The organism is Agromyces flavus (assembly GCF_900104685.1).
GTDB lineage: Bacteria > Actinomycetota > Actinomycetes > Actinomycetales > Microbacteriaceae > Agromyces > Agromyces flavus.
The window spans coordinates 1,120,153-1,132,443 of record NZ_LT629755.1; the positions used below are offsets into that span (position 1 = coordinate 1,120,153).

Genomic DNA, 12,291 nt, shown 5'->3' on the forward strand with positions numbered 1-12,291 from the left:
TCCGGCGTCTGCGGCGGAGCCCAGACGCCGGGCGTCCATCGTACCGGTGCCGCTACGCCTGCCGGAGCGGGTGGGCGGGGCGGTCACCGCGTCAGGATCCGGGCGCGGCGACATCCGTTCCGGCTCGCCGTCGCCGCCGACGACGGACGACCACCACGACCAGCCCGATCATGACCCCGAGCGCGATCACGATCAGCACCGGGACGAGGATCGCGAGGAACGACAGCAGCACGCTGCCCACGTCTTCCACGGTGCTCACGACCGGCGCGCCCACGCCGGCCGTCGAGGCGTTCACCACCGGACGCACTCCGGCCTTGGCCAGGTGCACGCCGAGCGCGAGCACGACCCCGACGGCCACCGGGATCCAATCGGGCGAGGTGAAGAACGCCTCGGGATCGGTGACCGCGACCGTCGACGCACCCACGCCCGAGCCGAACGCGAGTCCGCCCGCGGTCGGCCGCACGACCGTCTGGACGATGTCGTTGAGCGAGTCGAGCCCCGGGACCTTGTCGGCGACGACCTCGACGATGAGGAGCACCACGAGGACCAGCAGCACCCACTCGTTCGCGAGCCACTCCCAGCCCACGGGCAGGTCGACGAGATCGGTGAAGCGATCGAGCGCGCCCAGGACGAGCAGCGGAATCCACGCGTTGAGGCCGGCGGCGAGCGCCAGGCCTGATGCGGTGAGGACTTCGAGCACGTCGCCTCCTGACGGTTCGAAGTCGAGTGTGGCACACGGATAGGGTGGGAGACGTGTACCTGATCGGCCTCACCGGGGGGATCGCCTCCGGAAAGTCCACCGTCGCCCGCCGCCTCGTCGAGCACGGTGCGATCCACCTCGATGCCGACCAGCTCGCGCGGCGTGTCGTCGAACCCGGCAGCGCCTGCCTCGACGCCATCATGCGCGAGTTCGGCGAGGGCGTCGTGACCCATGACGGCATGCTCGACCGGCAGAAGCTGGGCGAGATCGTCTTCCGCGAGGAAGGTGCGCGTGCGCGCCTCAACGCGATCGTCCACCCCGCGGTCCGCGAGCTCTCCGGTCGGCTCATCGCGAAGGCCGAGCAGGAGGACCCGAACGCGGTCGTGGTCTACGACGTGCCGCTGCTCGTCGAAGCGCAGGTCGACCACCCGTTCGACCTCATCGTCGTCACGAGCGCACCCAAGCGCACGCAGGTCGAGCGCCTCGTCCGGGAGCGCGGGCTCGACCCGATCCAGGCCGAGGCGCGCGTCGACGCGCAGGTCAGCGACGCCGATCGTCGCGCCGTCGCCGACGTGGTGATCGACACCGGCGGTTCGCTCGCGCACACCATGAGCCAGGCCGACGACCTCTGGGTCCGCATCGATCGCGAGCGCCGGGCGAAGCGAGCGTAGGGTCCGGATGGCGCGGGGCGGCGCCGTCCGCTTCGCTGTCGGCGTACCCGGGCCGCGTGTCGGAGGGCCGACCTAGACTCGAATCCATGCAGTCGACCCGTTCCGTGCGCCCGTTCCAGGTCGTCAGCGAGTACGCGCCGAGCGGTGACCAGCCGCAGGCGATCGCCGATCTCGCGGGGCGGATCAACGCCGGCGAGACCGACGTGGTGCTGCTCGGCGCCACCGGTACGGGCAAGTCGGCGACCACGGCCTGGCTCATCGAGCAGGTGCAGCGGCCCACGCTCGTGCTCGCGCACAACAAGACCCTCGCCGCCCAGCTGGCGAACGAGTTCCGCGAGCTCATGCCGAACAACGCGGTCGAGTACTTCGTCTCGTACTACGACTACTACCAGCCCGAGGCCTACGTGCCGCAGACCGACACGTTCATCGAGAAGGACTCGTCGATCAACGCCGAGGTCGAGCGGCTGCGGCACTCGACCACGAACTCGCTGCTGAGCCGACGCGATGTCGTCGTGGTTTCGACCGTGTCGTGCATCTACGGCCTCGGCACGCCCGAGGAGTACCTCAGTGCGATGATGCCGCTTCAGGTGGGCCAGCGGCTCGACCGCGACTGGCTGATCCGCAAGTTCGTGTCGATGCAGTACCAGCGCAACGATGTCGCGTTCTCGCGTGGCACCTTCCGCGTCCGTGGCGACACGATCGAGATCATCCCGGTCTACGAAGAGCACGCCATCCGCATCGAGATGTTCGGCGACGAGGTCGAGGCGTTGCACAGCCTCCATCCGCTCACCGGGTCGGTGATCTCGAAGCTCGACGCGGTGGCGGTGTTCCCCGCGTCCCACTACGTCGCCAGCACCGATGTCATGCAGCGTGCGATCGGCACGATCCGCGACGAGCTCGACGAGCGCCTGCAGGAGCTCGAGCGCGAGGGCAAGCTGCTCGAGGCGCAGCGCCTCCGCATGCGCACGACCTTCGACCTCGAGATGATGGAGCAGATCGGGTTCTGCTCGGGCATCGAGAACTACTCGCGGCACATCGACGGTCGCGCTCCCGGCGAGGCGCCGCACTGCCTGCTCGACTACTTCGCCGACGATTACCTCGTCGTCATCGACGAGTCGCACGTGACCGTTCCGCAGATCGGCGCGATGTACGAGGGTGACGCCTCCCGCAAGCGCACGCTGGTCGAGCACGGGTTCCGCCTGCCCAGCGCGCTCGACAACCGCCCGCTGAAGTGGGATGAGTTCAAGGCTCGCGTCGGTCAGACCGTCTACCTGTCCGCGACGCCCGGGTCCTACGAGATGGGCGTGGCCGACGGCGTGGTCGAGCAGATCATCCGGCCGACCGGTCTCGTCGACCCCGAGATCGTCGTGAAGCCCAGCAAGGGCCAGATCGACGACCTCCTCGAAGAGATCCACGTGCGCGCCGAGCGCGACGAGCGCGTGCTCGTCACCACGCTCACCAAGCGCATGGCCGAAGAGCTGACCGACTTCCTCACCGAGGCCGGCGTGCGGGTGCGCTACCTGCACTCCGATGTCGACACCCTCCGCCGGGTCGAGCTGCTGACCGAGCTGCGGGCCGGCGTCTACGACGTCCTCGTCGGCATCAACCTGCTCCGCGAGGGCCTCGACCTGCCCGAGGTGTCGCTCGTCGCGATCCTCGACGCCGACAAGGAGGGCTTCCTGCGCTCGTCGACCTCGCTCATCCAGACGATCGGGCGCGCCGCGCGCAACGTGTCCGGCGAGGTGCACATGTACGCCGACGTGATGACCGAGTCGATGGCCTCGGCCATCGACGAGACCAACCGCCGGCGCGACAAGCAGCTCGAGTACAACCGGGTGAACGGCATCGATCCCACACCGCTGCGCAAGCGCATCGCCGACATCACCGAGGTGCTCGCACGCGAGGGCGCCGACACCGCGGCGCTGCTGGCCGGGCGCGACACCCGGAAGACCTCCCCGGTGCCGATGAAGCGCGAGGGCATCGCCGCGGCCGGGGCGAACGACCTCGAGGAGCTCATCCGCGACCTGAACGAGCAGATGCTCGAGGCGGCGGGCGAGCTCAAGTTCGAGCTCGCGGCGCGCCTCCGCGACGAGGTCTCCGAGCTCAAGCGCGAGCTCCGCCAGATGGAGAAGGCGGGGCACCTCGCCTGAGTCCGGCGAGGGAGCCGGAGGCCGATGAGCCGAGAATCGAACGTGTGTTCGCTCTCAGCGCGTGCGATCCGGGCGGGAGTGTCGGAGGCGGTTCGTACACTCGTAGGGTGCCAGTTTCACGTCTCGATGCCCACTCGCGCCTGAGCGTCCGCGGTGCCCGCGTGCACAACCTGCACAACGTCGATGTCGAGATCCCGCGCGATGCGATGGTCGTGTTCACCGGCCTGTCGGGCTCGGGCAAGTCGTCGCTCGCGTTCGACACCATCTTCGCCGAGGGCCAGCGCCGCTACGTCGAGTCGTTGTCCGCCTACGCGCGCCAGTTCCTGGGCCAGGTCGACCGACCCGACGTCGACTTCATCGAGGGCCTCAGCCCCGCGGTGTCCATCGACCAGAAGTCGACCAACCGCAACCCGCGTTCGACGGTCGGCACGATCACCGAGATCTACGACTACATGCGCCTCCTCTGGGCGCGTATCGGCGTGCCGCACTGCCCCGTCTGCGGCGAGCGCATCCAGCGCCAGACCGTGCAGCAGATCGCGGACCAGCTGATGGAGCTGCCGTCCGGAACGCGCTTCCAGATCCTGAGCCCGATGGTCTCGCAGAAGAAGGGCGAGTTCGTCGACCTCTTCCGCGAGCTCTCCTCGCAGGGGTACTCCCGGGCGGTGGTCGACGGCGAGCTCATCCGGCTCGACGAGCCGCCGCTGCTGAAGAAGCAGGTCAAGCACGACATCTCGGTCGTCATCGACCGGCTGGTGGCCTCCGACGAGATGCTGGGCCGCCTCACCGACTCGCTCGAGACCGCGCTGCGCCTGACCGACGGGCTCGTGCAGATCAACTACGTCGCCCTCGAGGGCGACGATGCGTGGCAGACGTTCTCCGAGAAGCTGAGCTGCCCGAACCAGCACCCCATCGCGCTCACCGAGATCGAGCCGCGCACGTTCTCGTTCAACGCGCCGTTCGGGGCGTGTCCCGAATGCTCGGGTCTCGGCACGCGGATGTCGGTCGACGAGGACCTCCTGCTCGGCGACCCCACGATGAGCATCGCCGAGGGAGTGATCCTGCCGTGGACCTCCCAGGGCAAGAGTCTCTACAACTACTACGAGAAGCTGCTCGACGGCCTCGCCCGCGACTTCGGCTTCTCGCTCGACACCCCATGGGAAGAGCTGCCGGGCGGTGCCCGCAACGCGGTGCTCCGCGGCGACAACTTCGAGGTCAAGGTGCGCTGGCGCAACCGGTACGGGCGCGAGATGAGCTACACCTCCGGCTTCGAGGGCGTCGTGCCCTACATCGAGCGGCAGTACCTGCAGGCCGAGACCGACGTGCAGCGCGCGCGCTGGGCCGAGTACCTGCGCGAGGTCCCGTGTCCGGTGTGCGAGGGCGATCGGCTCAAGCCCGAAGTGCTGTCCGTCCTCATCCACGACGCGTCGATCGCCGACGTCTGCCGGCTCAGCCTGCACGACGCACGCTCCTTCATGGACCGGCTGCAGCTCACCGAGCGCGAGCAGGCCATCGCCGCCCAGGTGCTCCGCGAGATCAAGCTCCGGCTCGACTTCCTCATCCGCGTCGGCCTCAGCTATCTCGACCTCGCTCGCGCCGCCGGCACGCTCTCGGGCGGCGAGGCGCAGCGGATCCGGCTCGCCACGCAGATCGGCTCCGGACTCACCGGCGTGCTCTACGTGCTCGACGAGCCCAGCATCGGACTCCACCAGCGCGACAACCGACGGCTCATCGACACCCTCGTGGCGCTGCGCGACCTCGGCAACACGCTCATCGTGGTCGAGCACGACGAGGACACCATCCGCACGGCCGACTGGATCGTCGACATCGGTCCAGGCGCCGGCATCCACGGCGGCACCGTCGTGCACAGCGGCAGTTACGCCGACCTCGTCAAGAACACCCGGTCGATCACTGGCGACTACCTCGCGGGTCGTCGCGAGATCGCGATCCCGTCGAGCCGTCGACCGGTCGACCCCGAGCGCATGATCACGGTCGAGGGTGCCCAGGCCAACAACCTGCGAGGCGTCGACGTCTCGTTCCCGCTCGGCACGTTCACCGCGGTGACCGGCGTGAGCGGCTCGGGCAAGTCATCCCTCGTCAACGACATCCTCTATCGCGTGCTCGCCAACCGGCTCAACGGCGCTCGCAAGGTGCCCGGCAAGCACCGCCGCGTGAGCGGGCTCGACCATCTCGACAAGGTGGTGCACGTCGACCAGGCGCCGATCGGCCGGACCCCTCGCTCGAACCCCGCGACGTACACGGGCGTGTTCGACCGCATCCGCACGTTGTTCTCCGAGACCACCGAGGCCAAGGCGCGCGGGTACCTCCCGGGGCGCTTCAGCTTCAACGTCAAGGGCGGTCGCTGCGAGGCCTGCTCGGGCGACGGCACGATCAAGATCGAGATGAACTTCCTGCCCGACGTCTACGTCGCGTGCGAGGTGTGCGGCGGCAAGCGCTACAACCGCGAGACCCTGCAGGTGCACTACAAGGGCAAGAACATCGCCGAAGTGCTCGAGATGCCGATCAGCGAGGCGGCCGAGTTCTTCGAGCCCATCTCTGCGATCCACCGCTACCTGAAGACGCTGGTCGACGTCGGCCTCGGCTACGTCCAGCTCGGCCAGAGCGCCACCACGCTCTCGGGCGGCGAGGCGCAGCGCGTCAAGCTCGCCACCGAGCTGCAGCGGCGATCCAACGGCCGCAGCGTCTACGTGCTCGACGAGCCGACCACCGGCCTCCACTTCGAGGATGTGCGCAAGCTCCTCAAGGTGCTGGGCAAGCTGGTCGACAAGGGCAACACCGTCATCGTGATCGAGCACAGCCTCGACGTCATCAAGTCGGCCGACTGGATCATCGACCTCGGTCCCGAGGGCGGATCCGGCGGCGGCCAGGTCGTCGCGGTCGGCACGCCCGAACAGGTCGCCGACGTGCACGAGAGCCACACGGGGTACTTCCTGCGCGAGATCTTCGACGCGGCGTCCGCCCACGTCGAGGTCGCCAGCTGACGAGGATGAGCACGGCACGATCGAGGAACGAGGGCGTCCCGTACCGCCCGCGGCCGGGGGAGATCCCGACCCGCCCGGGCGTCTACCGATTCCGTGACGCCGACGGGCGCGTGCTCTACGTCGGCAAGGCGAAGAACCTGCGCGCGAGGCTGTCGAACTACTTCGCACCGCTGTACAGCCTGCACGAGCGCACCCGGCGCATGGTGCTCAGCGCGGCGTCGGTGGAATGGACGGTGGTCGCGAGCGACGTCGAGGCCCTCAACCTCGAGATCACGTGGATCAACGAGCTGAAACCGCCGTTCAACGTGCGATTCAAGGACGACAAGTCCTACCCCTACCTCGTGGTGACCCTCGCCGACGAGGCGCCGCGGGCGATGGTCTCTCGCAAGCGCGGCATCCCGGGTGCGCGGTACTTCGGCCCCTACCCGAAGATGTGGGCCGTCACCGACATGCTCGAGATCCTCATCAAGCTGTTCCCGATCCGCACGTGCAAGGACAGCGACTACCGGCGCGCGATGGCGACCGGCAAGCCGTGCTTCGCCGGCCAGATCGGCCGGTGCTTCGGGCCGTGCTCGGGCAAGGTCACCATCGACGAGCACCGGGCGAACGTCGATCGGTTCGTCGCGTTCATGCAGAACCAGGATCCCCGCATCATGCGCGACCTCGAGCGCGAGATGCGCGCCTCGGCGGCCGAGCAGGACTACGAGACCGCGGCCCGCAAGCGCGACCAGCTGCAGGCCGCGACGGCGTTCTTCGAGAAGAGCGCGGTCGTCCTCGGCGACCGGGTCGACCTCGACGTGTTCGGCATCGAGCACGACGAACTCGCCGCCGCGGTGCACCTGTTCATGGTGCGCGGCGGGCGGATCCGAGGCGAGCGGTCGTGGACCGTCGACAAGGAGCTCGACGTGCCGTTCGGCGAGCTCGTCGGCTTCGTGGTCGAGAACGCGTACGGCGACGATGTCACACCGGCGCGCGAGGTGATCGTGCCCGAGCTGCCCGACGACGCCGAGGCGCTCGAGGCGTGGCTCACCGGGCTCGCCGGCCGCAACGTCCGACTGCGCGTGGCGCAGCGCGGAGCGAAGGCCCAGCTGCTCGCGACCGCGACGCAGAACGCCAAGCAGGCCCTCATGCTCTACAAGACCCGCCGCAGCGCCGACTTCACGACCCGTTCGCAGGCCCTGGAGGACATCCAGGAGGCCCTCGGCATGGCTGACGCGCCCCTGCGCATCGAGTGCTTCGACGTGTCGCACCTGAGCGGAACGAACATCGTCGCCTCGATGGTCGTCTTCGAGGACGGGCTGGCGCGCAAGGACGAGTACCGCCGGTTCACCATCCCCAACTCGACCGACGACACGGACTCCATCCACCAGGTGCTCACGCGCCGGCTCGCCTACCTCGCGAAGCCCTCCGAGGATCCGGCCGGCCGGGCGATGAGCCCCGATGCCGACGCAGGCGGGTCCGATGCGGCAGATGCCCCGGTGGCGCCCGAGCGCCGCAGGAAGTTCGCGTACCGACCCAACCTCCTCGTCGTCGACGGCGGCCAGCCGCAGGTCGCCGCCGCCGAGCGGGCGCTCCGTGAATCGGGCGTGCAGGGCATCTACCTCTGCGGCATCGCCAAGCGGCTCGAGGAGATCTGGACCCCCGAGTCCGACTTCCCGGTCATCCTGCCGCGCAACAGCGACGCACTGTTCCTCTTCCAGCGCGTCCGCGACGAGGCGCACCGGTTCGCCATCACGCACCAGCGCCAGCGCCGCAAGCGCGACATCGGCACCGTGCTCAGCGAGGTGCCGGGCCTCGGCCCGGCCCGCGTGAAGGCGCTCCTGAAGCACTTCGGCTCGGTCGCGCGGCTCCGGGGCGCCGACGAGGGGGCGATCGCGGAAGTACCGGGCATCGGACCGGCCCTCGCGGGCGCCATCCGCACGCACCTGCACGATCAGGCCGGGTCCAGCGCCGACTAGGCTGGGTGGCCGGGGGAGTTGCAGGAAGGGAGCGCCGACACCATGGGCGACGGCGACCGACAGGAGATGCTCATCGTCACGGGGATGTCCGGCGCGGGGCGCTCGACGGTCGCCGACGCGCTCGAGGACCTCGGCTGGTACGTGGTCGACAACCTCCCGCCGCAGATGCTTCGCCCGCTCGTCGAGCTCGTCGAGCGCGCCGGCGCGTCGCTGCCGCGCATCGCGGCGGTCGTCGACATCCGAGGCGGCGATTTCTTCTCCGAGTTCCGCGACATCGTGCAGGCGCTCCGCGCCGGCGTGAACGTGCGCGTGGTGTTCCTCGATGCCGCCGATGCCGTCCTGGTGCGCCGCTTCGAGTCCGTGCGGCGCCCGCACCCGCTGCAGGGCGACGGCACGCTGCTCGACGGCATCACGGCGGAACGCTCCCGCGTGGCGGGGGTCCGCGAGGCGAGCGACATCATCGTCGACACGTCCGACCTCAACATCCACCAGCTCGCCAACCTCGTGACCGACACGTTCGCCGAGGCCGATCGCGCGGGCCTCCAGGTCGCCGTGCAGAGCTTCGGCTTCAAGTACGGCGTGCCGGCCGACGCCGACCTCGTCGCCGACGCGCGCTTCCTGCCCAATCCGTTCTGGCAGGATGAACTGCGGCCCCTCACCGGCGAGGACCAGAGGGTCAGCGACTACGTGCTCGACCAGCCGGGTGCCCGCGAGTTCCTCGACGCGTACGTCGAGGCGCTCCGCCCCGTGCTCGAGGGGTACCAGCGCGAGAACAAGCGCCACGCGATGATCGCGATCGGCTGCACCGGCGGCAAGCACCGCTCCGTCGCGATGGTGCGTGAGCTGGCCGCGCGACTCCGGAGCATCCCGGGGCTCGCGGTCAGCGTCAAGCACCGCGACCTCGGCCGCGAATGACCCGGCGCCCGAGGGGCGCCCACGACGGATGACAGCGAGAGAGAGGACGACCACGTGGCCCTGACGGCTGAGGTGAAAGAGGAGCTCGCGAAGGTCGAGGTGACGAAGACGTCGGTGCGCGCCGCCGAACTCGCCTCGGTGCTCCGGTTCGCCGGCGGACTCCACATCATCTCCGGGCGCATCGCCATCGAGGCCGAGCTGGATTCGCCGACCATTGCGCGGCGCGTGACCCGCGACCTCGGCGAGCTGTACGGCGTCCGTCCCGACGTCTCGGTCATCTCGGCGTCCGGGTTGCGCCGCACGAACCAGTACCTCGTGCGCGTGCTCGACGGCGGCGAGACCCTCGCGCGCCAGACCGGCCTGCTCGACGCGCGCCGGCGGCCCGTCCGCGGGCTGCCGAACAAGCTCACGACCGGCTCGCGCGACGACGTCGCCGCGGTCTGGCGCGGTGCGTTCCTGGCGCGAGGCAGCCTCACCGATCCGGGCCGGTCCGCCGCGCTCGAGGTGACCTGCCCCGGCGGCGAGACGGCGATGGCGCTCGTCGGGGCCGCGGGCCGGCTCGGGGTGGCGGCCAAGGCGCGCGAGGTCCGCGGCGTCCACCGCGTCGTCATCCGCGACGGCGAGGCGATCAGCGCGATGCTCGCGCTCATGGGTGCGACCGAGACCGTGCGCAACTGGGAGGAACTCCGGCAGCGTCGAGAGGTTCGCGCCACCGCGAACCGGCTCGTGAACTTCGACGACGCGAACCTGCGTCGCTCGGCGCAGGCCGCGGTCGCGGCGTGCGCCCGCGTCGAGCGCGCCATGGAGATCCTCGGCGAGGAGATCCCCGACCACCTCAAGTACGCCGGCGAGCTCCGCCTCGCGCATCGCGACGCGAGCCTCGACGAGCTCGGCCATCATGCCGACCCGCCGCTGACGAAGGACGCGGTCGCCGGCCGCATCCGCCGACTGCTCGCGATGGCCGACAAGCGCGCCGCCGAGCTGGGCGTACCCGGCACCGAGGCCAACCTGCCGCCAGACCTCGACGACGTCTGAGCGCTCGGCGAACCGGCGCCGAAGAGCGTCAACCCCCGTCATCCGTCGCGGCCCCGGGCATAGGATCGAGGAAGCCGCGGTCCACCCGGGCAGAGGTCCGGGACGCCCGGCTGCTGACAAGGAGAAGCAATGGCTGACTACACCCTCCCTGAACTCGCCTACGACTACTCGGCCCTCGAGCCGTCGATCAGCGGCACGATCATGGAGCTGCACCACTCGAAGCACCACCAGGCGTACGTGACCGGTGCGAACACCGCCCTCGAACAGCTGGCCGAGGCGCGCGACTCCGGCAACCTCGCCAACGTGAACAAGCTCGAGAAGGACCTCGCGTTCAACCTCGGCGGCCACGTCAACCACTCGATCTTCTGGACCAACCTCTCGCCCGACGGCGGCGACAAGCCCACCGGCGAGCTGGCCTCGGCGATCGACGACCACTTCGGATCGTTCGACAAGTTCCAGGCGCACTTCACCGCGACCGCGCTCGGCGTGCAGGGGTCCGGCTGGGCGGTGCTCGCGTGGGATTCGATCGGCCGGCGCCCGATCATCGTGCAGTTCTTCGACCAGCAGGGCAACCTGCCCGCGGGCATCGTGCCCCTGCTGATGCTCGACGTCTGGGAGCACGCCTACTACCTCGACTACAAGAACGTGCGTGCCGATTACGTCAAGGCGTTCTGGAACATCGCGAACTGGGAGAACGTCCAGCAGCGCTTCACGGCCGCCTCTGAGAAGACCTCAGGCCTGCTGCTACTGTCATAGCGGATGGTGTCCCCGGGCTCCGTCCGGGGACACCGCCGTCCGATCAGCCCCATCAGATCCATCTCGATCGCGCGATCGCGCCTTCACGACAGGGAGACACCCGTGTCCGTAAAGATCGGCATCAACGGCTTCGGCCGCATCGGCCGCAACTACTTCCGAGCAGCCCTCGCGCAGGGCGCCGACCTCGAGATCGTCGCCGTGAACGACCTCACCGACAACAAGACGCTCGCCCACCTGCTGAAGTACGACTCCGTCACCGGGCCGCTCGGCGCGACGGTCGACTACGACGACGACCACATCATCGTCGACGGCAAGGCGATCAAGGCGTTCGCCGAGCGCGACCCCGCCAACCTGCCCTGGGGCGAGCTCGGAGTCGACATCGTCATCGAGTCGACCGGGTTCTTCACCAAGGCCGTCGACGCGCGCAAGCACATCGACGCGGGTGCGAAGAAGGTCCTCATCTCCGCTCCGGCGACCGACGAGGATGCCACCTTCGTGATGGGCGTCAACGAGGAGTCGTACGACCCCGCGAACCACCACATCATCTCGAACGCGTCCTGCACCACGAACTGCCTCGCGCCGCTCGCGAAGGTCTTCAACGACGAGTTCGGCATCGAGCGCGGGCTCATGACCACGGTGCACGCGTACACGGCCGACCAGAACCTGCAGGACGGTCCGCACAAGGACCTCCGGCGTGCGCGCGCCGCGGCGATCAACATCGTGCCGACCTCGACCGGCGCCGCGAAGGCGATCGGCCTCGTCCTTCCCGAACTGCGCGGCAAGCTCGACGGCTTCGCGCTGCGCGTCCCGGTCCCGACCGGTTCCATCACCGACCTCACCGTGACCAGCTCGCGCCCGGTGACGGTCGACGAGGTGAAGGCGGCGTACAAGAAGGCCGCCGAGGGCTCGCTGAAGGGCATCCTCAAGTACACGGAGGATGACATCGTCTCGAGCGACATCGTCTCCGACCCGTACTCCTGCATCTTCGACGCCGGACTGACGCGCGTGATCGGCGACCAGGTCAAGCTGTCGGGCTGGTACGACAACGAGTGGGGCTACTCGAACCGGTTGGTCGACCTCACCGAGTACGTGGCCGAGCGACTCTGA

At 69.2% G+C, this 12,291-nt stretch carries 9 protein-coding genes; 8 read left to right on the forward strand and 1 reads right to left on the reverse strand.

The genetic code is table 11. The features are described from left to right. Window positions 1-91 precede the first annotated feature (91 nt). Window positions 92-700, reverse strand: a complete 609-nt coding sequence (locus tag BLT99_RS05295; RefSeq protein WP_092669891.1) for a DUF4126 domain-containing protein — start codon at window positions 698-700, stop codon at window positions 92-94. A 53-nt stretch (window positions 701-753) separates the two neighbouring features. Between BLT99_RS05295 and coaE the strand changes: the two genes are divergently transcribed. From coaE to gap, 8 genes are all read left to right on the forward strand, one after another. Beyond that, window positions 754-1,371 carry a dephospho-CoA kinase gene (gene coaE / locus BLT99_RS05300; protein ID WP_092669893.1) on the forward strand — a complete coding sequence of 206 codons (618 nt, stop codon included), beginning with the start codon at window positions 754-756 and terminating at the stop codon, window positions 1,369-1,371. 86 nt (window positions 1,372-1,457) lie between these two features. After that, window positions 1,458-3,521, forward strand: a complete 2,064-nt coding sequence (uvrB, locus tag BLT99_RS05305) for an excinuclease ABC subunit UvrB (protein WP_092669895.1) — start codon at window positions 1,458-1,460, stop codon at window positions 3,519-3,521. A 107-nt stretch (window positions 3,522-3,628) separates the two neighbouring features. Then, entirely contained in the window at window positions 3,629-6,520 is a 2,892-nt protein-coding gene (gene uvrA / locus BLT99_RS05310) for an excinuclease ABC subunit UvrA (protein WP_092669897.1), read from the forward strand. Window positions 6,521-6,525: 5 nt separating this feature from the next. Then, the gene (gene uvrC, locus BLT99_RS05315; RefSeq protein WP_092669899.1) at window positions 6,526-8,478 is read left to right on the forward strand and encodes an excinuclease ABC subunit UvrC; all 1,953 of its coding nucleotides are present in this window, start codon (window positions 6,526-6,528) and stop codon (window positions 8,476-8,478) included. A 42-nt stretch (window positions 8,479-8,520) separates the two neighbouring features. After that, window positions 8,521-9,393 carry an RNase adapter RapZ gene (gene rapZ, locus BLT99_RS05320; RefSeq protein ID WP_092669901.1) on the forward strand — a complete coding sequence of 291 codons (873 nt, stop codon included), beginning with the start codon at window positions 8,521-8,523 and terminating at the stop codon, window positions 9,391-9,393. Between the two features lie 54 nt (window positions 9,394-9,447). Continuing rightward, window positions 9,448-10,428, forward strand: coding sequence for a DNA-binding protein WhiA (whiA, locus tag BLT99_RS05325; RefSeq protein ID WP_092669903.1), 981 nt, complete (start codon window positions 9,448-9,450; stop codon window positions 10,426-10,428). A 129-nt stretch (window positions 10,429-10,557) separates the two neighbouring features. Continuing rightward, window positions 10,558-11,184, forward strand: a complete 627-nt coding sequence (locus tag BLT99_RS05330) for a superoxide dismutase (RefSeq protein WP_092669905.1) — start codon at window positions 10,558-10,560, stop codon at window positions 11,182-11,184. A 102-nt stretch (window positions 11,185-11,286) separates the two neighbouring features. Beyond that, window positions 11,287-12,291, forward strand: coding sequence for a type I glyceraldehyde-3-phosphate dehydrogenase (gap, locus tag BLT99_RS05335; protein WP_092669907.1), 1,005 nt, complete (start codon window positions 11,287-11,289; stop codon window positions 12,289-12,291).